This window comes from Streptomyces sp. NPDC023527, from assembly GCF_055560115.1.
The window spans coordinates 243102-266522 of record NZ_JBVHJJ010000013.1 but is presented as its reverse complement, the minus strand read 5'-3'; the positions used below and the strand labels follow the sequence as shown (position 1 = coordinate 266522).

General features: G+C 72.6%; 24 protein-coding genes. 13 read left to right on the top strand and 11 right to left on the bottom strand.

Going from position 1 to position 23421, the window contains the following annotated elements; genetic code table 11:
• Positions 1–26 precede the first annotated feature (26 nt).
• From ACZ303_RS25425 to ACZ303_RS25410, 4 genes are all read right to left on the bottom strand, one after another.
• Positions 27–722: a phosphatase PAP2 family protein gene (locus tag ACZ303_RS25425; protein ID WP_467342663.1), complete on the bottom strand. Its 696-nt coding sequence runs from the start codon at positions 720–722 to the stop codon at positions 27–29.
• Positions 723–765: 43 nt separating this feature from the next.
• Positions 766–1698 (bottom strand): M56 family metallopeptidase, encoded by a 933-nt coding sequence (locus ACZ303_RS25420; protein ID WP_467342662.1) that lies wholly within the window; start codon positions 1696–1698, stop codon positions 766–768.
• A gap of 176 nt (positions 1699–1874) precedes the next feature.
• The gene (locus ACZ303_RS25415) at positions 1875–2447 is read right to left on the bottom strand and encodes a DUF5134 domain-containing protein (RefSeq protein ID WP_467342660.1); all 573 of its coding nucleotides are present in this window, start codon (positions 2445–2447) and stop codon (positions 1875–1877) included.
• A gap of 222 nt (positions 2448–2669) precedes the next feature.
• Positions 2670–3062: a VOC family protein gene (locus ACZ303_RS25410; RefSeq protein ID WP_467342658.1), complete on the bottom strand. Its 393-nt coding sequence runs from the start codon at positions 3060–3062 to the stop codon at positions 2670–2672.
• A 100-nt stretch (positions 3063–3162) separates the two neighbouring features.
• Between ACZ303_RS25410 and ACZ303_RS25405 the strand changes: the two genes are divergently transcribed.
• Positions 3163–3711, top strand: coding sequence for a GNAT family N-acetyltransferase (locus ACZ303_RS25405; RefSeq protein WP_467342656.1), 549 nt, complete (start codon positions 3163–3165; stop codon positions 3709–3711).
• A gap of 54 nt (positions 3712–3765) precedes the next feature.
• Here ACZ303_RS25405 and ACZ303_RS25400 read toward each other — a convergent pair whose 3' ends face one another.
• From ACZ303_RS25400 to ACZ303_RS25390, 3 genes are read right to left on the bottom strand one after another with little or no spacing between them, the layout of a single operon-like run.
• Complete coding sequence (locus ACZ303_RS25400) at positions 3766–4569, bottom strand: amino acid ABC transporter ATP-binding protein (protein WP_467342654.1); 804 nt, start codon at positions 4567–4569, stop codon at positions 3766–3768.
• Positions 4566–5483, bottom strand: coding sequence for an amino acid ABC transporter permease (locus ACZ303_RS25395; protein WP_467342653.1), 918 nt, complete (start codon positions 5481–5483; stop codon positions 4566–4568). The genes ACZ303_RS25400 and ACZ303_RS25395 overlap by 4 nt, the downstream gene beginning before the upstream one ends.
• Positions 5480–6409, bottom strand: a complete 930-nt coding sequence (locus ACZ303_RS25390; RefSeq protein WP_467342686.1) for an ABC transporter substrate-binding protein — start codon at positions 6407–6409, stop codon at positions 5480–5482. Before ACZ303_RS25390 ends, ACZ303_RS25395 begins: the two co-directional genes overlap by 4 nt.
• A gap of 360 nt (positions 6410–6769) precedes the next feature.
• Here ACZ303_RS25390 and ACZ303_RS25385 point away from each other — a divergent pair, with 360 nt between their 5' ends.
• The 3 genes from ACZ303_RS25385 to ACZ303_RS25375 are packed head-to-tail and all read left to right on the top strand — an operon-like array spanning position 6770 to position 10034.
• Positions 6770–8164 (top strand): DUF6421 family protein, encoded by a 1395-nt coding sequence (locus tag ACZ303_RS25385; protein ID WP_467342651.1) that lies wholly within the window; start codon positions 6770–6772, stop codon positions 8162–8164.
• Between the two features lie 26 nt (positions 8165–8190).
• Positions 8191–8952 (top strand): SDR family NAD(P)-dependent oxidoreductase, encoded by a 762-nt coding sequence (locus ACZ303_RS25380; protein WP_467342650.1) that lies wholly within the window; start codon positions 8191–8193, stop codon positions 8950–8952.
• The gene (locus tag ACZ303_RS25375) at positions 8931–10034 is read left to right on the top strand and encodes a threonine aldolase family protein (RefSeq protein ID WP_467342648.1); all 1104 of its coding nucleotides are present in this window, start codon (positions 8931–8933) and stop codon (positions 10032–10034) included. Before ACZ303_RS25380 ends, ACZ303_RS25375 begins: the two co-directional genes overlap by 22 nt.
• A gap of 63 nt (positions 10035–10097) precedes the next feature.
• Here the strand turns inward: ACZ303_RS25375 and ACZ303_RS25370 are convergent, their stop codons facing one another.
• A complete protein-coding gene (locus ACZ303_RS25370) occupies positions 10098–10826 on the bottom strand; it encodes a lysophospholipid acyltransferase family protein (RefSeq protein WP_467342646.1) in 729 nt (242 codons plus the stop codon).
• Positions 10827–11164: 338 nt separating this feature from the next.
• Between ACZ303_RS25370 and ACZ303_RS25365 the strand changes: the two genes are divergently transcribed.
• The 6 genes from ACZ303_RS25365 (at position 11165) to ACZ303_RS25340 (ending at position 16520) form a co-directional block, all read left to right on the top strand.
• On the top strand, positions 11165–11527 hold the full coding sequence (locus ACZ303_RS25365) for a TlpA family protein disulfide reductase (RefSeq protein ID WP_467342645.1): 363 nt from the start codon (positions 11165–11167) through the stop codon (positions 11525–11527).
• A gap of 219 nt (positions 11528–11746) precedes the next feature.
• Positions 11747–12253, top strand: coding sequence for a flavin reductase family protein (locus ACZ303_RS25360; RefSeq protein WP_467342643.1), 507 nt, complete (start codon positions 11747–11749; stop codon positions 12251–12253).
• A gap of 188 nt (positions 12254–12441) precedes the next feature.
• A complete protein-coding gene (locus tag ACZ303_RS25355) occupies positions 12442–13227 on the top strand; it encodes an electron transfer flavoprotein subunit beta/FixA family protein (protein ID WP_467342642.1) in 786 nt (261 codons plus the stop codon).
• A gap of 118 nt (positions 13228–13345) precedes the next feature.
• Positions 13346–14308, top strand: a complete 963-nt coding sequence (locus ACZ303_RS25350) for an electron transfer flavoprotein subunit alpha/FixB family protein (RefSeq protein WP_467342640.1) — start codon at positions 13346–13348, stop codon at positions 14306–14308.
• A gap of 129 nt (positions 14309–14437) precedes the next feature.
• Positions 14438–15157 (top strand): TetR/AcrR family transcriptional regulator, encoded by a 720-nt coding sequence (locus tag ACZ303_RS25345; RefSeq protein ID WP_467342638.1) that lies wholly within the window; start codon positions 14438–14440, stop codon positions 15155–15157.
• 88 nt (positions 15158–15245) lie between these two features.
• Complete coding sequence (locus ACZ303_RS25340) at positions 15246–16520, top strand: DUF6986 family protein (protein WP_467342636.1); 1275 nt, start codon at positions 15246–15248, stop codon at positions 16518–16520.
• A 21-nt stretch (positions 16521–16541) separates the two neighbouring features.
• Here the strand turns inward: ACZ303_RS25340 and ACZ303_RS25335 are convergent, their stop codons facing one another.
• Complete coding sequence (locus ACZ303_RS25335; protein ID WP_467342684.1) at positions 16542–17531, bottom strand: LacI family DNA-binding transcriptional regulator; 990 nt, start codon at positions 17529–17531, stop codon at positions 16542–16544.
• Between the two features lie 209 nt (positions 17532–17740).
• Here ACZ303_RS25335 and ACZ303_RS25330 point away from each other — a divergent pair, with 209 nt between their 5' ends.
• On the top strand, positions 17741–18703 hold the full coding sequence (locus tag ACZ303_RS25330) for an ROK family protein (protein WP_467342634.1): 963 nt from the start codon (positions 17741–17743) through the stop codon (positions 18701–18703).
• Positions 18704–18731: 28 nt separating this feature from the next.
• Here the strand turns inward: ACZ303_RS25330 and ACZ303_RS25325 are convergent, their stop codons facing one another.
• The gene (locus ACZ303_RS25325; protein ID WP_467342633.1) at positions 18732–20132 is read right to left on the bottom strand and encodes an amino acid permease; all 1401 of its coding nucleotides are present in this window, start codon (positions 20130–20132) and stop codon (positions 18732–18734) included.
• Positions 20133–20358: 226 nt separating this feature from the next.
• Between ACZ303_RS25325 and ACZ303_RS25320 the strand changes: the two genes are divergently transcribed.
• Together ACZ303_RS25320 and ACZ303_RS25315 are read left to right on the top strand one after the other, a co-directional pair.
• On the top strand, positions 20359–20586 hold the full coding sequence (locus ACZ303_RS25320; protein WP_467342632.1) for a hypothetical protein: 228 nt from the start codon (positions 20359–20361) through the stop codon (positions 20584–20586).
• A gap of 350 nt (positions 20587–20936) precedes the next feature.
• A complete protein-coding gene (locus ACZ303_RS25315; protein WP_467342630.1) occupies positions 20937–21974 on the top strand; it encodes an NUDIX hydrolase in 1038 nt (345 codons plus the stop codon).
• Positions 21975–21983: 9 nt separating this feature from the next.
• On the opposite strand, the gene ACZ303_RS25310 is transcribed toward ACZ303_RS25315, so the two are convergent.
• Positions 21984–23375, bottom strand: coding sequence for a M20/M25/M40 family metallo-hydrolase (locus ACZ303_RS25310; RefSeq protein WP_467342629.1), 1392 nt, complete (start codon positions 23373–23375; stop codon positions 21984–21986).
• Between the last annotated feature and the right edge of the window lie 46 nt (positions 23376–23421).

Genomic DNA, 23421 nt, shown 5'->3' with positions numbered 1-23421 from the left:
CCTCCTTCGCCCCGCCTGCCCCGCCCTCAGTCGCCGTCGGCGCGTCGCTCCGCCACCGCGGCGTACGCGCCGGCCGACGCCGCCACGAGCGCCGCGCCCAGCAGCCAGCCGCCCACCACGTCCGAGAACCAGTGCACCCCCAGATACACCCGGGTGAAGCCGACGCCCAGCACCGACACCACGCTCACCACCAACGCGCCGCGGACCGCCCCCGGCCGGCCCCCGTGCAGCCACAGCAGCCACACCAGCAGCCCGCACGCCACCGTCGCGGTCAGTGCGTGCCCCGACGGGAACGCCTGGTAGTGCGCGGTGGCCACCGGATCCGCCCACCGCGGCCGGTCCCGTCCGACCGCGGCCTTGATGCCCTGTTGGAGAGCCGTGCCCAGCAGCGACGTCCCCGCGATCCAGACCGCGAGCGGCCATTCCCGACGCCGTACGAGCCAGAGTGCCGCCAAGGCGAGTGCCGCGCGCATCGTCCAGGGGTCCCACACCCAGTCCGAGAGCAGTCGTGCGGCGTGGGTCCAGCCCCGGTGCCCGACGGCCACCGGGTGCAGCCCGTCCGCGATCCACCGGTCCAGGGACTCCAGCGGCGCCCAGGCGCCGGCCGCGAGCGCCAGCAGGACCAGGAACAGGACGCCCGGTACGCCCGCGCCTCTCCACGAGGCGCCCGCGGGCCGGGGCCGGATGGTGGGCGTGGGCAAGGAGCGTGTCCTGGGATGCATCGTCAGATCGTCGCCCATCGGACCCCGCGACACCACCGGGAAGCTACCCCAGCGCGCTGAGCCCCGGCACAAACGTCACCAACAGCGGCACCACGGGCACCAGCGCCGCCACCGCCGTCAGCCGCAGCCGCCGGGCCGCCGTCAACCGCGGTGCCGGCTCCAGCAGCCGGTCCACCCGGCCCGGCACCTGGGAGAGCGGAGCCGGGCACGGGCCGAACACGCCCCGGTCCTCGTTGAGTTCGACGAGCGCCAGCGCCGTCGTCAGCCGGCCGAAGCGCCGTGAGGCGGCGTCGTCCGCCGCCAGCTCGACCAGACGATGCACCTGATCGCGGAACGCCGCGAACACCGGCACCTGGGGAAAGCCGTTCGCCAGCGCCGAGGAGGAGTGCAGCAACCAGTCGTGCCGAGCCCGCGCGTGCCCCTGCTCGTGCGCCAGCACGGCGTCCAGCTGCGAGCCCTTCAGGCGGCGCAGCGCCCCCGTCGTGATGACCAGCTGCGAGGCGGCACCGCCGCGCAGCCACCACGCGTCCGGCCGCTCGCCCTCCAGTACGACGAGCTCGCCCGGCTCCTCGCCGGGCAGCCGGGGGGAACGTACGACCAGCTCCGCGCGCCGCTGCCGACGCCGGGCACGCGCCCGGCTGATCTCGCGGGTGAGCATCGCCGCGGTCCACACCGCCCCGCAGGCGAGAGCGACCGCCAGCGGCGCGGCCCACGCCCCGTAGGCGGTGAGCGCGTACGCCTCCACCACACCGTGCGGCGCGATCGCGAAGACATGGCCGCGCACGGCCTCCCAGGCCGCGGCGGCGCTCAGCGACATGGCGAGGACACAGCAGAGCAGCACGGCCACCACCACGCACTGCCACACCCACAGCGCCACGACGGGCTCACGGTCGGGCCAGTCGGCACGGGTGAGCACGCGCGGCGCCAATGCCGCGACCAGTCCGCCGAGGACCAGCAGCGCGAGCGGGACCATCATGGCGGCAGCCTATGAGCGGGCGCCGCACGGCGGTACGGTCCCGAGTGGGAAGTGACGCATGCCACGGCCCCCGCCGCCCCGCGCGGCGCCCGTTCGCGGAGCGGGGCGTCCGGCCGCGTTCGGAGAGCCACCGCCATCACGGAGCGGATCGGCCTCCCGGAACAAGCTGTTCACCCTCACAGGGTGAGCAGCATCGCCAGCATCCCGATCCCCATCGACAGCCGGCAGGCATTGGTGAGGTTCGGCCGGGCAGGCCACGTGACCTCGCCGGACGTCGCGGTCACCACGGGCACGAGCACGGCCACCGAGCGGACGACGTACACCGCGAAATACACCAGCAACAGGCCGGTCAGCAGGGGAGTGCCCGCCGGTTCGCGCAGCCCCGACGAGTGCCCGGTGTGACCGGCCATCGGGACGGCGGCCATCGCCAGCGCCATATAGACCATCGCGAACGCGCCCACCGCGTGGTGCATATGATTCGGCTGCGAGCGCCCCCGCGCCGCCCCCAACAGGGACCGCAGCCCCGCCGCGCCGAAGACGAGGGCGAACAGCGGTGCGCCCCAAGGGCGGGTGTCCAGCACGGCGGTGGGCACCGCCATGACCGCCATGCCGAGCCCCATCAGGGCGTCACCGCCCGTGGCCCGACTCTCGTCCGGCTCCACGCTCATCCGTATTCTGGCCAGGCAATACGCCCCCGTGGCAGCGCACAGCACCACCAGCAACCAGCCGACCAGCGGCGGTCCGTGCACGGCACACCTCCCGGACGCGCAGACCTACCCCCCGAGGATTCCCGCTCTTTTTGCTTTACACGGGAGCGCATGGGCGCACAAGGGGAGCGCAACGTGCCAAGCGGTGCGCCCGCGCACGCGCGGTCGGATGTCATCGGGATGTCAACGGAGCAAGCGCCCACCGATGAGCGCGACGGACAGTCGGCGCTCCGCCCGTCAGATCCCCGGGCGATACCGCAACCGTCAGACCCCCGGGCGATACCGCAGCGGATGTCCCTCCGGTACCTCCACCACGGCGATGCGCACCCCGTCCGGGTCCGCGATCCACATTTCGATCAGCCCCCACGGCTTCCTCTCCGGCGGCTCAAGGATCTCGATCCCCTGCCGGACGAAGTCCTCGTGCGCGGCCGCCGCGTCCGCGACCTGGAACCACAGTTCGAGACCGGGCCCCGGTGGGCCGTCGGCGCGTCCGGAGACCTCCAGGAAGCCACCGCCCAGGAAGTAGACGGTGCCGCGCTCCGGGCCCGTACCGAACTCGCGGTAGACCGCCAGGCCGAGCTGCCGGCCGTAGAAGGTCCGGGACCGCTCCGGGTCGGTGGGCCGCAGGAGCACCCTGCTGCTGAGTACGTGCACCATGACGGCGACTGTACGCACACTCGGCCGGTCGGTGTCGGGTTAGTGTTCGTATGGAGCCGAAACTGGAGCCACAGCTTACGGAGAGGACCTCACCGAGACCATGGAAACCGCCAGCAGCCGCACCGCAGAGCCGACCTTCCGCGCGGCCACCGCCGCCGACGTGCCCGAGCTGGTCGCGCTCGTCGAATCGGCGTACCGCGGCGACGACAGCCGTGCCGGGTGGACGACCGAGGCGGACCTGCTGGACGGACAGCGGACCGACCCCGACGGTGTGATGGCCGTGGTCACGGACGAGAACAGCCGCCTGCTGGTGGTGGAGGTCGACGGCGAGACGGTCGCCTGCTGCCAGCTCGAACACCGGGGAGCCCACGCCTACTTCGGCATGTTCGCCGTCCGTCCCGCGATGCAGGGCGCCGGTCTCGGCAAGGTCGTCATGGCCGAGGCCGAGCGGGTCGTCCGCGCCGAGTGGGACGCCCGCGAGATGCACATGACCGTCATCCGGCAGCGCGACGACCTGATCGCCTGGTACGAGCGCCGCGGTTACCGCCGCACGGGCCGGATGAGCCCTTTCCCCTACGGTGACGAGCGCTTCGGTATCCCGCAGCGCGACGACCTCGAATTCGAGCTGCTGGTCAAGGAACTGGCGTAACCGCACGGGGGTAAGGGGCTCTGTCCGTGGACAGAGCCCCTTACCCCCGTCACATCACAACCGGCCTGCCTCCACCAGCCTCCGCAGGAACTGCCGCGTGCGCTCCTCCCGCGGCTCACCGAAGACCTCGGCGGGCGTGCCCCGCTCCAGCACGACCCCGCCGTCCAGGAAGCACACCTGATCGGCGACGTCCCGGGCGAACCCCATCTCGTGGGTGGCCAGGACCATGGTCATGCCCTCGTCCTTGAGATCGCGCACGACGCCGAGCACCTCGCCGACCAGCTCCGGGTCGAGCGCCGCCGTGATCTCGTCGAGCAGCAGCAGCCGGGGCCGGCCCGCCAGGGCCCGTACGATCGCCACTCGCTGCTGCTGACCGCCGCTGAGCCGGTCCGGGTACTCCCCGGCCTTGCCCGCCAGGCCCAGCCGCTCCAGCAGCTCCCGCGCCCGCTCCTCCGCCCCGGCGCGCGACTCCCCGTGCACCCGGCGCGGAGCGAGGGTGATGTTGTCCAGCACGCTCATGTGCGGAAAGAGGTTGTACGCCTGGAACACCACGCCGATCCGACGGCGCACGGTGTCCGGGTCCACGCGCGGGTCGGTGATGTCCTCGCCGTCGAGGAGGATCGCGCCGTCGTCGATCTCCTCCAGCAGGTTCGCGCACCGCAGCAGCGTCGACTTGCCCGACCCGGACGCGCCGATGAGAGCGGTCACGGTGTGCGGGGCGACCTCCAGGTCGACGTCCCGCAGGACGACCGACTGCCCGAAGGTCTTGCGGACGGACTCCATCCGCAGCACCGCCGTGTCCGACGCCCGGGTGGCCTCGGCAGCGATGTTCCCGCTCCCGTTCTCCTTCTGGCTCATACGATCCCTCCCTGTGCCCGGCGGCGGTCCATCCGCGCCGTGACCCAGTCGGTGAAACGGGTCATGGGGATGGTCAGGGCGACGAAGATGAGCCCGGCGACCACGTACGGCGTGTAGTTGAAGCTCTTGCTCGCGACGATCTGCGCCGCGTAGACCGCGTCGACCGCGCCCGCGATCGAGACGAGCCCGGTGTCCTTCTGCAGCGACACCAGATCGTTCAGGAGCGGCGGTACGACCCTGCGCACGGCCTGGGGCAGGACGACGAAGCGCAGGGTCTGCCGACCGTTCAGCCCCAGGGAGCGGGCGGCGGCGCGCTGGCTGGGGTGGACGGACTCGATGCCGGCGCGGAAGACCTCCGCGACGTACGCCGAGTACGTGAGCACCAGGGCCGTCCCGCCCAGCAGGACCGGGTCGCTCGTCACCCCTTGCAGGCGCAGCGCCGGCACGCCGAAGACCACCATCAGCAGGCAGATGACCAGCGGCAGCCCGCGGAAGAAGTCGGTGTACGCCGTGGCCAGGGCGCGCAGCGGGAAGAAGACCGGGCCGCGCAGCGTGCGGGCGACCGCGATGAGCAGCCCCAGGACCAGGACGGCGGCCCCGCAGACGACGAGCAGCCGGAGGTTGAGCCACAGTCCGTCGAGGACCTTCGGCAGCGCCTCGCGCGCGTAGTGGCCGTTGAAGAACGTCTCCCGGGTGCGCGGCCAGCCGGGGGAGTTGACCACGGCGACGAACAGCACGACGCCGGTGACCAGCGTGCTGACGGCCGCGACGGCCGTGGCCCGGCGGGCCCGGGCGCGCTTGAGGCGTTCACGCTCCAGGCGCCGGGCGGAGGGTACGTACGCGTCGCCCGGGGGCGCGTCCTTCCTCGGTGCGGCGTCCCGGGGCGGGCCGGGCACCGTCTTCCCGGCCGTCATGAGAGCACCGGCGCGGCCGCGGCCTCGGAGAGCCACTGCTTCTCCAAGCGGGCGAGGGTGCCGTCCTTGCGCAGGGAGCCGACGGCGTCGCTGACGCAGCCGGTGAGCCGGCTGCCCTTGTCGAGGACGAGCCCGAACTGCTCGGCCTTGCCGCCCCCTGCCTCGAACTGCCCGACGATCCGGGCGTCCGTGACCTCCGCGGAGGTGAGGTAGAAGGCGGTGGGCAGGTCCACGACGATCGCGTCGACCTGGCCGTTCTTGAGCGCGGTCTTGGCGAAGTCGTTCTTCTGGAAGACGGCCGGCCGCCGGTCGGGCTTGATGATGTCGTTGATGACGTCGAGGCTCGTGGTGCCCACCTGGGCCCCGACCCGGACGCCCTTGAGATCGGCGGCCTTGGTGGCCTTGGCGGCGGGCGAGCTCTTGAGGGCGACGACGGCCTGGCGTACGTCGTAGTAGCCGGAGGAGAAGTCGACGGCACGGCGGCGTTCGTCGCTGACGGAGATCTGGTTGATGTCGAAGTCGAACGTCTTGGGCCCGGGTGCGACGGCGCTGTTGAACGGCACGGTCCGCCATTCCACCTCCGACCGGGCGAAGCCGAGCCGGTCGGCGACCGCGTAGGCGACGGCCGACTCGAAACCCTTGCCGCTGGTCGGGTCGTCGTCCTGGAACCACGGCGCGTAGGCGGGCTTGTCGGTGCCCACGGTCAGCTTCCCGGCGGTCCCGGTGGCCAGCCGCCCCTTGGCGCAGGCGGCACCGCCCGTCGGCGCGGCGGCGGACTTCGCGGAGCCGGTGTCGTCCTGCGGGGCACAGCCGACGGCCGCCGTCAGCAGCACGGCGAGACAGGCCACCAGGCGGGTGGCGCGGCGCGCGGCGTGGCGGCGGGGGAGCGGATCGGCGTGGAGTACGGACTGCTTGGCGACGGGCATGGCGGGAGACTCCCAGCGCGCGTTGTGATCTGTCCAGGTCAAGCCACGAACCGTCCGAATAGCGGAAGAGTGTTGCCGGTTCATGAATTCTGCGCGGGCCCCGGGGTACCCATCCGGGAGGGACCGTGAATGGCTGGAACACGCCCCTCCCGCCGCCGCGACGGACTAGGACAGCGTCTGGGACGGTTGGGGCTTTTGTGGCAAAAAAGCAAGCCTGAGGCATCCGGACAGGGCTGTCGGCAGGAAAAAACGCGGCGCGATGGGGGCTCGGCAGAATAATTTATCGAGTCCCCCCTTGAGACGAAGAACCGCGCACAGATACGGTGTCTTAACGCCAAGTTCTCCTGAGGAGGGGTAGCCATGACGGAAATCCTTGCGTCGACGGCAATAGCGACCGACGAATCGACCGCCGAGCGTGTGATCGATCACCCGGCCTGGGCTGTGCTCAAGGACGCCGTGGAGGCTATCCGGCCGTGGCAGTCCGCGGACGGCTCCATCGACTTCGCGGCAGAGGGGGCGCCGCCGGGCGAGGCCGTCCGCGCCGAGGTCGGCCGGATGGTCGACGCCGTCGAGCGGCTCTCGCCGCTCCTGCCCCACGACGACGCCTACCACAAGGCGCTCGTCGCGGACCTCCGGCGCTGGGCCGAGACCGGCTTCCAGGTGCCGGACTTCCTCGACTCGCTGCTCGCCTTCCAGCCCGCCGCCCAGCGCGCCGACGGCCTCCAGCACCTCGTCGTCTTCCCCATGTACACGCAGAACGGCAACCCCGACCGCAACTTCGAAGCGGTCGTGCTGCGCGTGGTGTGGCCGGAGTGGCTCGCCGAGCTGGAGCGCACCCGCTACGACAACCCGCTCTTCCTCGGCATCACCTTCGAGGACTTCACGGCGGGCTACGACACCAACTCCGCGGTGCTCTTCCCCGAGACCATCGCCGTGCGCGAGGCGCCCGAGCGCTTCACCTGGGGCGGCATCTTCTGCGACCGTGAGGCGGCCCGCTTCCGCCGCATCACCGAGACCGCAGTCGAGACCCTGCGCCTGGACCTCCCCGCCGACATCACCGACATGATCGGCGACCAGGAGCGCTGCCAGCAGGCGTTCGTCCTGTGGGACATGGTCCACGACCGCACCCACAGCCACGGCGACCTGCCGTTCGACCCCTTCATGATCAAGCAGCGGCAGCCGTTCTGGATGTACGGCCTGGAGGAGCTGCGCTGTGACCTCACCGCCTTCAAGGAGGCCGTGAAGCTCGAGGCCGACGGCTACACCCAGGCCCGTGACGTGCAGTTCGCCGTCCTCTTCGACCGGATGTTCCGCTTCCCGATCACCGGCGAGCGGGTCCGCAACTACGACGGTCTGGGCGGCCAGCTGCTCTTCGCCTACCTGCACAAGCACGACGTCGTACGCTGGACGGACAACACCCTGCACATCGACTGGGAGCGTGCCCCGCAGGTCACCAACCAGCTCTGCGGCGAGATCGAGAAGCTCTACCGCGACGGCATCGACCGCCCCAAGCTGGTCCACTGGTTCGCCGCCTACGAGCTGGTCTCCACCTACCTCGCCCCGCACCCCGGCTCCGTGTGGGCCAAGGGCCCCGACGCCCTCGACCTCTCCCTGCCGCCGCGCAAGCTGGTGGACGACGTGCTTCCGGACGAGTTCCCGCTCAGCATGTTCTACGAGGCCCTTGCCAAGAAGCTGAAGAACGTGATCGCCTCGACGAAGGGCATCACCGCCGCGAGCGAGCAGGTGGCCGCGTGAACGAGCGTGAGAAAGAGGCGACGAGGATGAGCACTCCGACGAACGGCGACGGCCGTCTGGACGGCACCGTTGTGGCGGTGGCCGGAGCGGCCGGACCGGCCGGGCGCGCCGCCCTGCTGCGGCTGGCCGAGGCCGGTGCCACGGTCATCGCCGCCGACGCCGACGCCGCGCGCCTCGCCGAGGCCGTCGACGCCGCCCGCTACGCCCACGGCGGCGCCACCGTCATCGGCGACACGGTGGACCTCCTCGACCTGGAGGCCACCCGCGCCTGGGCGGACCGCACCGAGAAGGAATTCGGCCGCATCGACGGCCTGGTGCACCTGGTGGGCGGCTGGCGCGGCTCGGCGACCTTCGCCGAGACCGACCTCGCCGACTGGGAGCTGCTGGAGAAGCTGCTCATCCGTACGGTGCAGCACACCTCGCTCGCCTTCGAGGCACCCCTCCAGCGCGCCGGCAACGGCCGGTATCTCCTCATCAGCGCCGCCGGCGCCGGCAAGCCCACCGCCGGCAACGCCGCCTACGCCGCCTCCAAGGCCGCCGCCGAGGCATGGACGCTCGCGCTCGCCGACTCCTTCCGCAAGGCGGGGGGCGAGGAGGGCCCGAAGGCGGCCGCTGCCATCCTGGTGGTCAAGGCGCTGGTGCACGACGCCATGCGCGCCGAGCGCCCGACCGCGAAATTCGCGGGCTTCACGGACGTCAAGGACCTGGCCGAGGCCATCGTCGGCGTCTGGGACATGCCCGCCCAGGAAGTGAACGGAACCCGTCAGTGGCTGACTCCGCAACCGTGACCCCCGCACCCCTCACGGGAGTGACCGACGCGATACGCCGGCACGACCCCGAGCTGCGCGGCTTCGCCAGCGACAACTACGCGGGCGCGCACCCCGAGATCCTCGCGGCGCTCGCCCTCGCCAACGGGGGCCACCAGGTCGCGTACGGCGAGGACGACTACACCACGCATCTGCAGGACGTGATGCGCGCCCACTTCGGACCGACCGCCGAGGCCTTCCCGGTCTTCAACGGCACGGGCGCCAATGTCGTCGCCCTCCAGGCGGCCACCGAGCGGTGGGGCGCGGTGATCTGCGCCGCGACCGGGCACATCAACGTCGACGAGGGCGGGGCGCCCGAGCGGATGGGCGGCCTCAAGCTGCTTGCCGTGCCGACCGAACACGGCAAGCTCACCCCCGAGCTCATCGACCGCGAGGCGTGGGGCTGGGACGACGAGCACCGCGCGCAGCCGCAGGTCGTCTCGATCACCCAGACCACCGAGCTGGGCACCTGCTACACGCCCGAGGAGATCCGGGAGATCTGCGACCACGCCCACGAGCGGGGCATGAAGGTCCATCTCGACGGCGCGCGCATCGCCAACGCGGCGGCCACGCTCGGCGTCCCGCTGCGGGCCTTCACCACCGACGCCGGCGTGGACCTGCTCTCCTTCGGCGGCACCAAGAACGGCATGCTCTACGGCGAGTGCGTCGTCGTGCTCAACCCGGACGCCGTGCGCGCGATGAAGCACCTGCGCAAGCTGTCCATGCAGCTCGCCTCCAAGATGCGTTTCGTCTCCGCCCAGTTCGAGGCCCTGCTCGCGGGTGACCTCTGGCTGCGCAACGCCTCGCACGCCAACGCCATGGCCGCCCGCCTGGCCGAGGGCGTACGGACCGTCGAAGGCGTCGAGGTCCTGCACCCGGTGCAGTCCAACGCCGTCTTCGCGCGACTGCCGCACGATGTGAGCGAGCGTCTGCAGAAGCGCTACCGCTTCTACTTCTGGGACGAGGCGGCCGGCGACGTCCGCTGGATGTGCTCCTTCGACACCACCGAGGGCGACGTGGACGCCTTCGCCGCGGCTGTCGCGGAGGAGATGGGCAAGCGGTAAGGCACAGAAGGAAAAAGGAGCCCCCCGGCCGCGGCCGGGGGGCTCCTTCGCTCGTCCGTAGACTCAGCGCCGGTCCAGGACCGCCGCCTCCGCCGGAGTGGGTGCCGTGCCGCCGAGGTGGGCCGGGATCCACCAGGTGTCGGCCGGGTCCTTCGGACGCACCGGATAGGCGCGCTGAGCCGCCTCCAGGAGGTCCTGTACGCGGCCGCGGACGCGCTCGGTGACCGTATCCGCGTGCTCGGCCGGATCGGCGGGCATGGGCTCGCCGATCCGCATCGTGATCGGGATGTGGTGACGGCGCATGTCCCGCTTGTGGCCCTTGGTCCACAGCCGCTGCGTGCCCCACAGCGCCATCGGCAGCAGGGGCACCCCGGCCTCCTGCGCGAGCCGGGCGGCGCCGGACTTGAAGTTCTTCAGCGTGAACGACTGGGAGATCGTCGCCTCCGGGAAGACGCCGATGATCTCACCCGAGCGCAGCGCGGCCAGGGCGTGCTTGTACGCCTCCATCCCCGCCGCGCGGTCCACCGGGATGTGCTTCATCGCGCGCATCAGCGGCCCCGACACCTTGTGCCGGAAGACGGACTCCTTGGCCATGAACCGCACCAGCCGCTTCGCGGGCCGGGCGGCCAGCCCGCAGAAGACGAAGTCCAGGTAGCCGATGTGGTTGCTCACCAGAACCGCCCCGCCGCGCTGCGGAACGTGCTCGGCGCCCTGGATGTCGAAGCGCAGATCGAGCGCCTTGAACATGGTGCGGGCGACACCGATCACCGGGGGGTAGACGAGTTCTGCCATATCGGGGAAATCCTTCTGGGCCTGGGGAGAGGGGGCTCCCGGCTGAAGTTACGCGGCCGTAGGTTTCGGCACCCGGCCGATCGTGCCTGATCGCCCGGCCCATGGACCAGCGAGGACGCCCCGCCGACCAGGAGATTCTCATCACGTCGGCCGGTCGCCGGAGCCCGGGCCGGTACTGCCGAAGGTACACCTCACCTGCCCCGACGGACCCGGAGTACACCTCACCGGCAGCGCTCCCGCCCCCGCGCGCGGAAATTTCTCCGGGCCCGCCGGTGCTGCAATCGGCGAAACGTAGGGGATCGGACCGTACGCGGGAAAACGGATGGGCATCGGACCGTATGCGGGATGACGGCGGAAGGACGAGTGTGCTCGGGCGGGACGACGAGATGCGGCTGGACGCCACCGGGATCGGCGCGGAGCTGGGGGAGCGGGCCACGCTCGTCCAGTTCTCCAGCGCCTTCTGCCGGCCGTGTTCGGCGACCCGGCGCACCCTGGCGGAGGTGGCCGCCATGGTCGAGGGCGTCGCGCACGTCGAGATCGACGCGGAGGCCAGCCTCGGCCTCGTACGCGCCCTGGACATCAGGGCCACACCTACCGTGCTCGTCCTCGACGCCGCCGGCCGCGTCGTGCGCCGGGCCGCCGGACAGCCGAGGAAGGCCGATGTCATCGCGGCCCTCGGCGAAGCCGTCCTGGCCCCGTGATCCGTCTCCCATCTCCCCGGCCGCCCTTGACGCTGCGCGCCCGGAATCGTCAGTGTGACGTTATGTGGCCCGAACCGCTTCCCGCCCTCCTTCACGGACGCGCGCACACCGAACTGCCGCGGACGGCGAGCGACCGCTGCCAGAGGCCGTGAGCAACCGAGACCGTACGGCTTTCGCTTCGCCCCCGCTCTGGTCGACCTCCAGCAGAAGGACATCTCCATGACGGCCACACCCGAACTCGGCACACCCCGCCTCGCCACTCCGGACCTGCTCCGCTCCGTCTTCCGCCGGCACGCCGCCGGGGTGGCCGTGATCACCGCGCCCGGCCCCCGCCCGGTCGGCTTCACCGCCACCTCCCTCACGTCCGTGGCCGCCGAACCGCCGCTCGTCTCCTTCGGTATCGGCACCGGGTCTTCCAGCTGGCCCGTGCTCGCGGAGGCGGCCCACGTCGGCGTGCACATACTCGGCGAGCACCAGCGGGAGCTGGCCGGCACCTTCGCGCGCAGCGGTGCCGACCGGTTCGCGGCGCCCACCAGCTGGCGGCCCGGCCCCGAGGACGTGCCGCTGCTCGACGGCGTGCTGGCCTGGATGGTGTGCCGCGTGGTGGCCCGGGTGCCGGCCGGGGACCACCGAGTCGTGCTCGCCGAGGTCGTCGCGGGCGACTCCGCCGGAGCGGGCCGTCCGCTCGTCTACCACCAGGGGCGCTTCAACGGTCTGCGGGACTGAGACGTCCCGGTTTCCCGCGTTGGGCAGATCACAGTCGAGCGGCCTTGCGTTCGCGCAACACCCTGGGTGTACTGACGAGTAACATTCCGCTCGGGGCGCAGCCCGGTCCGACCGGAATCCGCCCCACAAGGCGCCTATGCTGCCTGCACAAGGCAGCTACGAAGAGACGATGCAGTAGGAGAGCCGGCGTGAGCTTGAGGATCGTTGTCTGTGTGAAGTACGTGCCCGACGCCACCGGCGACCGGCACTTCGCCGAGGACCTGACCGTCGACCGTGACGACGTGGACGGCCTGCTCTCGGAGCTCGACGAGTACGCGGTCGAGCAGGCGCTGCAGATCGCCGACGAGGCGGACGACGCCGAGATCACCGTGCTGACCGTGGGTCCCGAGGACGCCAAGGACGCGCTCCGCAAGGCGCTGTCCATGGGTGCCCACAAGGCCGTCCACGTCGAGGACGACGACCTGCACGGCACCGACGCGCTGGGCACGTCGCTGGTGCTGGCCAAGGCCGTCGAGCACATCGGCTACGACCTGGTGATCTCCGGCATGGCCTCCACCGACGGCGGCATGGGCGTCGTCCCGGCGATGCTCGCCGAGCGCCTGGGCGTTCCGCAGGTGACCCTGCTCTCCGAGGTGGCCGTGGCCGATGGCAAGGTGACCGGCCGCCGCGACGGCGACGCCGCCAGCGAGCAGCTGGAGGCCTCCCTCCCGGCCGTCGTGTCCGTGACCGACCAGTCCGGCGAGGCCCGTTACCCCTCCTTCAAGGGCATCATGGCCGCCAAGAAGAAGCCGGTGGAGTCCCTGGACCTCTCCGACCTCGGCCTGGAGGCCGAGGAGGTCGGCCTGGAAGGCGCCTGGACCAAGGTCGACGAGGCCAACGAGCGCCCGGCCCGCACGGCCGGCACCGTCGTCAAGGACGAGGGCGAGGGCGGCAAGCAGCTCGCCGAGTTCCTCGCGGGCCAGAAGTTCATCTAGCGGCTGTCCCGGGGGCCCGGCGCATCGGCGCCCGCCCCCGGCGCACACCGCGGCTGAGCTTCCGTCAGCCCGTACGAGCCGTCACCCGCCCCATTTTTCCGCTCAGGAGTGCAATCCCATGGCTGAAGTCCTCGTCTACGTCGACCACGTGGACGGCGCCGTCCGCAAGCCCACCCTCGAACTGCTCACCCTCGCCCGCCGCATCGGCGAGCCCGTCGCCGTGCACCTGGGCGCCGGCGCCGACGCCGCCGCGAAGACGCTCGGCGAGTACGGCGCGGTGAAGGTCCTCACCGCCGACGCCGCCGAGTTCGCCGACTACCTCGTCGCCCCGAAGGTGGACGCGCTGGAGGCCGCGTACCAGGCCGTCTCCCCGGCCGCGGTGCTCGTCCCGTCCTCCGCGGAGGGCAAGGAGATCGCCGCCCGCCTGGCGGTCCGCATCGGCTCCGGCATCATCACCGACGCCGTCGACCTGGAGGCCGGCGCCGAGGGCCCGGTGGCCACGCAGTCCGTCTTCGCGGCCTCGTACTCCACCAAGTCCCGCGTCACCAAGGGCACGCCGGTCATCACCGTCAAGCCCAACTCCGCCGCCCCGGAGGCCGCCCCGGCCGCCGGTACGGTCGAGCAGCTGGCCGTCTCCTTCGGTGAGAAGTCGACCGGCACCAAGGTCGTCTCCCGCACCCCGCGCGAGTCGACCGGCCGCCCCGAGCTGACCGAGGCCGCGATCGTGGTCTCCGGTGGCCGCGGCGTCAACGGCGCCGAGAACTTCTCCCTCATCGAGGGCCTGGCCGACTCCCTCGGCGCGGCCGTCGGCGCCTCCCGCGCCGCCGTCGACGCCGGCTGGTACCCGCACACCAACCAGGTCGGCCAGACCGGCAAGTCGGTCTCGCCGCAGCTGTACATCGCGGCGGGCATCTCCGGCGCGATCCAGCACCGCGCCGGCATGCAGACCTCGAAGACGATCGTCGCCATCAACAAGGACGCCGAGGCCCCGATCTTCGACCTGGTCGACTACGGCGTGGTCGGCGACCTCTTCGAGGTCGTCCCGCAGCTCACCGATGAGGTCAAGTCCCGCAAGGGCTGACCCGTCCGCCGAGGCCCCCGTACGCGTCCGCGTACGGGGGCCTCGCGCGTCCGGACCCCGCGTCCGACGGCTGCACAGCGTTCAGTTTCAGTACGCCAGATAGTAACTGGGTACCGTAAAGTGACGACCATGGGGAATGTGACGCGGAGCCGCAGGGAGCGCCTGCGGGCGGAAACCGCCCAGGAAATCAAGACCGTCGCGCTGAAACTCATGCGCGAAGGCGGACCCGACGCCATCGCGCTGCGCGCCATCGCCCGCGAGATGGGCATGACGGCAGGGGCCATCTACGGCTACTTCGCCACGCGCGACGACCTCGTCACCGCGCTCATCGGCGACGTGTACACCGCGCTCGTCGACGCGGTCGAGGCGGCTCGCGACGCCCTGCCCGCCGACGACGCCGCGGGACGCGTGCTGGCCTGGGGCGAAGCCGTACGCACCTGGGCGCTGGCCAACCCCGAGGGGTTCCGGCTCATCTACGGCGACGCCGTTCCGGGCTACCAGCCTCCGGAGGGCGGCCCGGCCGTCGACGCGGCGGGCCGGGCCTGCGCGGGTCTCACCGGGCTGATCGCCGCCGCCTGGCCGCACGCCGAGGCCGCCCACGCGGACGACGACTGCCGCTGGACGGACTTCGACCTGGGGCTGGTCCGCCGTGTCCGCGCGGAGTTCCCGGGGCTGCCGCCCGCCGCGCTGGCACTGGCGATGCGCACGTGGGGCCGCATGCACGGGCTGGTCGCCCTGGAGGTATACGGTCACCTGGCCCCGCTCACCGCGCACGCGGCCAAGCTCTACCGCGCCGAAATGCTGGATCTGGTGAGGTCGTTGGGGCTCACCCCTCCCGGTCCCCGGTGACCAAGGACTGTTGACCTTGCGCCGGGCCGTCGATAACTTCGCCCGACGGACAGTGGGTTCCGTACAGCGGAAACGCGGAGGGTGTGCAATGGGTCAGCACCAGACGATCGGGACGACCTTCGGGGACTCGGTGAGCGAACGCGTCGGGGCCTCCCTCGCCGGCGTCGACGCCGAGCTCGCCCGCCGCTATCCCGGCGAGCCCGGCACCCGCCAGCCCGTCCACACCGTCTACGTCCCCGCCGACGCCTTCACCGCCGGGACGATCCGCTCCTGGGGCGACCAGGCGCTCGCCGCCCTCGACGAACACGCCCCCGACGCCGCCGCGCTGGCCGCCGTCCTCGGCATACCCGACGCCCTCGCCGGGGCCGTCCACGACCGCGTACGGGCCAAGCTGGAGCGCGAGCCCGTCGAGGACCTGCGCGTCGACTTCGAGGACGGCTACGGGCCGCGCCCCGACGCCGAGGAGGACGCGGCGGCCGCGCGGGCGGCGCGCCTGGTGGCGGAGGCGTACGCACACGGCACCGCCGCCCCGTACATGGGCATCCGCATGAAGTGCATGGAGGCCGCCGTCCGCGACCGCGGCATCCGCACCCTCGACATCTTCCTCACCGGCCTGATGGCGGCGGGCGGGCTGCCCGAGGGGCTCGTCCTCACCCTGCCCAAGGTCACCTACGCCGAGCAGGTCACCGCGATGGTGCGGCTGGCCGAGGAGTTCGAGAAGGCCCACGGCCTGGCGGGCGGACGGATCCGCTTCGAGATCCAGATCGAGACGACCCAGGCGATCCTGGGCGCCGACGGGCGCGCCACCGTCGCCCGCCTGATCGACGCCGCGGAGGGCCGCGCCACCTCGCTGCACTACGGCACCTTCGACTACAGCGCCGCCTGCGGCGTCGGCGCCGCCCACCAGTCGCCCGCCCACCCGGTGGCCGACCACGCCAAGGCCGTGATGCAGGTCGCCGCCGCCGGGACCGGCGTCCGGCTCTCCGACGGCTCGACCAACGTCCTGCCCGTGGGCCCCACCGCGCGGGTGCACGACGCCTGGCGGCTCCACCACGGACTCGTACGCCGCTCACTGGCCCGCGCGTACTACCAGGGCTGGGACATGCACCCGGGCCACCTTCCGACCCGCTACGCCGCGGTGTACGCCTTCTACCGCGAGGGCCTGGAGGCCGCCGCCGCCCGCCTGACCGCGTACGTCGGGCGCGCCGGCGGTGACGTCATGGACGAACCCGCCACCGCCAGAGCGCTCAGCGGCTATCTGCTGCGCGGCCTGGACTGCGGCGCCGTCGACGGCGCGGAGGTCACCGCTCTCACGGGGCTGGGCCGCGCGGACCTCGACCGGCTGGCGGGGCGTACGGCGTAGCGGCCGGTGCTGTTGCGGCGGTCAGCCCTCGGCGGGCGGGAGTTCGCCGGAGCCGCGCACGATCAGGCGGGTCGGCAGCTCCACGCGGCGCGGCGGTTCGTTCACGCCGTCCAGCCGGCGGAAGAGCCGCTCGGCCGCCGTACGGCCCAGCCGGGCCGGATCCTGGGCGACGACGGTGACGCCGGGGGAGAGCAGGTCGGCGAGTTCGAAGTCGTCGAAGCCGACGAGCGCGACGGGGCGCGGGGTGCGGGCGAGGACTCGCACGGCCGTGACCGTCACGCGATTGTTGCCCGAGAACAGCGCGGTGACCGGCTCCGGGCCGGTCAGCATGCGGTCCGCCGCCTCGCGTACGCGCTCGGGGGCGGTCGGGCCCAGCGACACCCAGGCGTCCTCGACGGGGAGCCCGGCGGCCGCCATGGCCGCGCGGTAGCCGCGCAGCCGCTCGGTGGCGGTGTGGATGCGCGGCTGGTCCCCGATGAAGCCGATCCGGCGGTGGCCGTGGGCGATCAGGTGGGCGACGCCGTCGCGGGCGCCGCCGAAGCTGTCGGAGAGCACGACGTCGGCGTCTATGAGGCCGGCGGGGCGGTCCACGAAGACGGTGGCGATTCCGGCGGCTATCTCCGGTTCGAGATAGCGGTGGTCGCCGCCCGCGGGAATGACGATCAGGCCGTCGACGCGGCGGGCGCAGAACGCCAGCGCCAACTCCCGCTCCCGCTCGGCGTCCTCGGCGCTGGAACCGTTGATGAGCAGGGCGCCATGGGCCCGGGCGACCTCTTCGACGGCCCGGTTGAGGGGAGCGTAGAAGGGGTCGGCGAGGTCTTCGAGCACGAGCCCGACGGAGGCGGTGCGGCCCTTGCGCAGGATGCGGGCGCTGTCGTTGCGGCGGAAGCCGAGCGCGGTGATCGCGTCCTGGACGCGCCGCTCGGTGTCCGCGGTGACGCCCGATTCGCCGTTCACCACCCGCGAGACGGTCTTCAGGCCCACTCCGGCGCGGGCGGCCACGTCCTTCATGGTCGGCCGGGCGCCGTAGCGGTGGTGCGGGCGGGGCTCTGCGGGGTCGGCCACGGATGCTCGTCCTTTGCGCTGCGGTTGACGTCGGGTCCACGGGGGGTGACGTCGAGCATAGAGCCTGGACAACGTTGTCAACTCTGGGGAGACTGACGTCCGCGGCATCGCCCCGCGCGGCCGCCTCCCCCCTTCGACCAGGAGATACCGCCCTCATGCGCACCGCCCCCGCCGACCTCGTCGCCGCTCTCGACATCGGCGGGACCAAGATCGCCGGAGCGTTGGTGGACGGCCGCGGCCGGCTCCTGGTCCGCGCCCTGCGGCCGACCCCCGCCGGACAGGACGGCGCGACGGTGATGGGCGCGGTGGCGCAGGTGCTGGACGAGCTCGTACGGGCCGCCGAGTGGTCGCGCGTACGAGCGGTCGGCATCGGCAGCGCGGGGCCCGTGGACGCCTCCCGAGGGACCGTCAGCCCGGTCAACGTCCCCGGCTGGCGGGCGTACCCGCTGGTCGCCGAGGTGGAGCGGCGGGTGGCCGGGCTCCCGGTGACGCTCGTGGGCGACGGGGTCGCGATGACCGCGGCCGAGCACTGGCAGGGCGCGGCCCGGGGGCGCGCCAACGCGCTGTGCATGGTGGTCTCCACCGGGGTCGGCGGCGGACTGGTGCTGGGCGGCCGTCTGCACACCGGACCCACGGGCAACGCCGGCCACATCGGGCACATCAGCGTCGACCTCGACGGCGACACCTGCCCGTGCGGGGCGCGCGGCTGCGTCGAACGCATCGCCAGCGGCCCCAACATCGCGCGCCGCGCGCTGGACACCGGCTGGCTGCCCGGCCCGGACGGCGACCGCAGCGCGGCCGCCGTCGCGGCTGCCGCCCGCGCCGGTGACCCGCTCGCGCGCGCCTCCTTCGAACGGGCGGCGCAGGCGCTCGCCGCCGGGATCGCCGCGACGGCGACCCTGGTCGAGGTCGAGGTGGCCGTCATAGGCGGCGGCGTGGCGGGGGCGGGCGACGTCCTCTTCGCGCCGTTGCGCGCACGCCTGCGCGACTACGCCACGCTGTCCTTCGCCGCGGGCATCGAGGTCCTCCCGGCCCGCCTCGGCTCCGACGCGGGCCTCGTCGGAGCCGCGGCAGCGGCGGCGCAGGCGGACGGCCTGTGGGCTTCCGGGGACCGGTGACGGCTACCGTGGCCGCGCCGCGAGCCGCTCAGGCCGAGGCCGCCGCCCGCTGGCGCACGTAGCCGGTCGCGGCCAGCGCGAGCGCCAGGCCGCCGGTGAAGTACAGCTGCACGCGGGTGTCGGCGTCGAGGGTCATGAGCACCAGCGCCCCCACGACCCCGGCCAGCGTCACCCAGGTCAGATACGGGAAGGCCCACATCCGCACCACCAGCTGCTCGGGTGCCTCGCGCTCCAGCCGTCGGCGCAGCAGCAGCTGCGAGGCGGCGATGAAGCCCCACACCACGAGGACGACCCCGCCGACCATGTTCAGCAGCCAGGTGAAGACGGTGGTGGGGTACCAGTACGACAGGAGGACGGCGAAGAAGCCGAACGCGGAGGAGGCGAGCACCGCGCGGCGCGGCACCCCGCCGGAGACCTTGCCCAGGGCCTTGGGGCCCTGACCGCGCGAGACCAGCGAGTAGGCCATGCGCGAGGAGCCGTAGATGTTGGCGTTCATCGCGGACAGCAGCGCGATCAGGACGACCACGTTCATGATCTGGCCACCGGCGGGCACACCGAGGCGGTCGAGCACGGCGGCGTACGGGCCGCTCTCCGTGACGGACTTGTCGTCCCACGGGATCAGCGCGACGATCACCAGCATCGAGCCGACGTAGACGATGCCGATCCGCCACATCGTCGTCCGCACCGCCTTGGCCACGCCGCGCACCGGGTTCTCGGACTCGGCGGCCGCGATGGTCACCGTCTCCAGGCCGCCGTAGGCGGCGAGCGAGGCCAGCAGGCCGACCATCAGCCCGTCCATGCCGTTGGGCAGGAAGCCGCCGTCGTGCAGGAGGTGCGCGGTGCCGGGGGAGTCGCTGCCGGGCAGGACGCCCAGGATCGCGAGCGCGCCGAGCACCAGGAAGAGCGCGATGGCGCCGATCTTCAGCGCGGCGAACCAGAACTCGAACTCACCGAAGTTGGAGACCGCGCCCAGGTTGGTGCCGCAGAACAGCGCCATGAAGGCGAGCACCCACAGCCAGGAGGGGGTGCCCGGGAACCAGCCCTGCATGATGTGGGCCGCGCCGATCGCCTCGATCGCCACCCCCACGACCAGCAGGGTCCAGAACATCCAGCCCGCGGTGAAGCCGGCCCACGGGCCGATCGCGCGGTCGGCGTGGACGGAGAAGGAGCCGGAGGCGGGATTGGCGGCGGACATCTCGCCGAGCATCCGCATCACGAACATCACGAGCAGGCCGGACGCGGCGTACGCCAGCACGATCGAGGGGCCGGCCGCGGCGATGCCGGCGCCGGAGCCCACGAAGAGGCCCGCGCCGATGACACCGCCGAGGGCGATCATCGAAAGGTGGCGCTGCTTGAGCCCGTTCGACAGCGGGGAGCCCTGCCGCGGGGTCTCGTTCAGCGGGGGAGGAGATGTCAGTGTCCGGCTCATGGTCGTGTCTGTCCATTATCTGAGATCGAAGGAGTTCTCGATTATGGGCGGACCGGAAAAGGTATGACTCGTCTGTCCGATATCTGGACAGTCACCTCACCTAACGTGATCGTCGTGCGGCGGCCGTCTCCGCGGGCGGCGGGCGCGTCGCCTTGTTCGGCGGCCGGTCTCCCCGGAGCATGAACGGGTCTCTGAACGGAGTGAGGAGAGGAGTGCTGTGCGTCGGATGAGCATCGCCCTGGCCGCGGTCGTCGCGGTCAGCGGCATGGGCACGTCGGTGGCGGTGGCCCAGGCCGCCCCCGCGTCCCACCCCCGGGTCCGCGCCGACCAGCCGCCGTTCCCTTACGCGGACTGCATCAAGGCCGCCAGGCAAAAGGGAGAGAGCGCGGCCTATGCCAAGTGGCACTGCGACCAACTGGTGAAGAAGGGGTGGGTCAGGCCGCCGAAGCGCTGAGGGCGCGGGCCGGCGGGTCCGGCGGGGCGGGGCCGGTATCGCTGCCCGCCGGCCGCGCCGGGACGTAGAAGGTCCAGGACGGCAGCCGTACGAGCCGCTGGACGCCGCCGACCTGCCGGACCGGGGCGGTGCCGCCGCAGGGCGCGGCGCGGCGGCACCGCGCGCCGGGGCGTACGCGCCGGTCGGCGCGGCCGCGAGCGGCGACCGAGCCGCCGTGACGGGGCGCGCGGGGGCGGATTCAGGCCGTCGGTGGGCGTCCGGGAGACCCGCGCCGCCTCATGCCCTTCGTACGCGTTTCCGTGGCAGGGTGTTCCGGGCACTTCACAGGGGTCGACGGAGAAGGGGGAACCGTGATCGTCTGGTTGAACGGCGCGTTCAGTGCGGGGAAGACCAGCACGGCGAAGGAACTGACCGAGCTGATCCCGGACAGCACCCTCTACGACCCCGAGGTGATCGGCGGGGCGCTGCGCCATCTCCTGCCGCCGAAGAGACTGGGCGAGGTCGGCGACTACCAGGACCTGCCGATCTGGCGCCGGCTCGTCGTGGACGGGGCCGCGGCGCTGCTCGCGGAGGTCGGCGGGGTCCTCGTGGCCCCCATGACCGTGCTGCGCCAGGACTACCGCGACGAGATATTCGGGGGGCTCGCAGCCCGTCGCATCCAGGTCAGGCACATATTGCTGACCGCTGACGAAACGATCCTTCGCGCGCGCGTCGCCGGACGCGAGGAGTTCCCGGACGACCCCGAGGGCAGTGCGGGCGTCCGGCAGTGGGCGCTGGACCACATGGGCCCCTACCGGGCGGCCCTGCCCTGGCTGCGGGCCGACTCCTTCGCCGTCGACACCGGCGGGCTGACGCCCCGGGAGGTCGCCGAGCGGGTCGCGGAGGCCGTGCGCAGCGGCGCCGCGGGCGCGTGCGAGATCGTCCAGACGCCCGAGCCGACGGCCGAGACGCTCGCCGCCGGGGTGCTGCTCTTCGACGAGGAGGACCGGGTGCTCCTCGTCGACCCCACCTACAAGCCCGGCTGGGAGTTCCCCGGCGGGGTCGTGGAGCCGGGCGAGGCCCCCGCCCGCGCCGGGATGCGCGAGGTCGCCGAGGAGATAGGCATCCAACTCCCCTCGGTGCCCCGGCTGCTGGTCGTCGACTGGGAGCCGCCCAAGCCGCCGGGCTACGGAGGGCTGCGCTTCCTCTTCGACGGCGGGCGGCTGCCGGGCGCCGACGCGCACCGGCTCCTGCTGCCCGGGGCGGAGCTGCGGGGCTGGCGCTTCGTCACCGAGGACGAGGCCGCCTCCCTGCTGCCGCCCGTACGGCTGAGCAGGCTCCGGTGGGCGCTGCGCGCCCGCGAACAGGGACGCCCGCTCAACCTCGAAGCGGGCGTCCCGGTCGGCTGACGGCCCGCGTCAGCGCTTGCTCGCCGCGTAGTTGACGAGGAACAGCGCCTCCGCGAGCGAGAGGCGCTCCAGCTCCTGCGGGGACACGCTCTCGTTCACCGCGTGGATCTGGGCCTCCGGCTCGCTCAGGCCGATCAGCAGGATCTCCGCCCCGGGGTAGAGGGCGGCCAGGGTGTTGCACAGCGGGATCGAGCCGCCCATGCCGGAGACCTGCATCTCCTCGCCCGGGTACGCGACGCGCATCGCCTCGGCCATCGACGCGTACGCCGGGCTCGCGGTGTCGGCGCGGAACGCCTGGCCCTGCCCGACCTGCTCCACCGCGACCCGCGCCCCCCACGGCGTGGCCGCCTCCAGGTGCGCGGCCAGCAGCTTCGTCGCCGCGGTCGCGTCCGTGCCCGGCGGCACGCGCAGGCTCACGAGCGCCCGCGCGTTCGCGTGCACGGCCGGGGTGGCGCCGATGACGGGCGGGCAGTCGATGCCCAGGACGGTGACGGCCGGCCGCGCCCAGAGGCGGTCGGCCACCGTGCCGGAGCCGATCAGCCCCACACCGTCGAGGACCTTCGCGTCCTTGCGGAACTCCTCCTCCGGATACTGCAGGCCCTCCCAGCTCGCGTCCCCCGTCAGACCGCCGACGGTCGTCGAGCCGTCCTCGGCGCGCAGCGAGTCCAGCACGCGGATCAGCGCGGCCAGCGCGTCGGGTGCCGCGCCGCCGAACTGGCCGGAGTGCAGATTGCCCTCCAGGGTGTCCACCTGGACGCGCACGAGCGTCATACCGCGCAGCGTCGCGGTGACGGTCGGCAGGCCCACCCGGAAGTTGCCCGCGTCGCCGATGACGATGGTGTCGGCGGCGAGGAGCTCCGGGTGCGCCTCGGCGTACCGCTCCAGGCCGCCGGTGCCCTGCTCCTCCGAGCCCTCGACGATGATCTTGAGGTTGACCGGTGTCCCGCCGTGCTCCTTCAGCGCCCGCACGGCGGTGAGGTGCATGATCAGCCCGCCCTTGCAGTCGGCGGCACCGCGTCCGTACCAGCGCCCGTCGCGCTCGGTCAGCTCGAACGGCGGCGAGATCCAGGCGGTCTCGTCCAGCGGCGGCTGCACGTCGTAGTGCGCGTAGAGCAGCACCGTGGGGGCGCCCGCCGGGCCCGGCAGGAAGCCGTAGACGGACTGGGTGCCGTCCGGGGTGTCGAGGAGCGCCACATCCTGGAAGCCCTCGGCGCGCAGGGCGTCGGCCACCCAGTTCGCCGCGGCCTCGCACTCGCTGCGGGGGAACTGCGCCTCGTCCGCGACCGATTTGAAGGCCACCAGCTCGGTCAGCTCGACCCGGGCGCGGGGCTGGAGGGCGGCAACGGTCGCCGCCAGCGCGGCCGGGGCCGGTCGGTGCTGGACGGTCGAGGACGGTTCCATGGAACGCTCCTTGGAGGCGCGGCGTTATCCGTACGAACGGGCGATT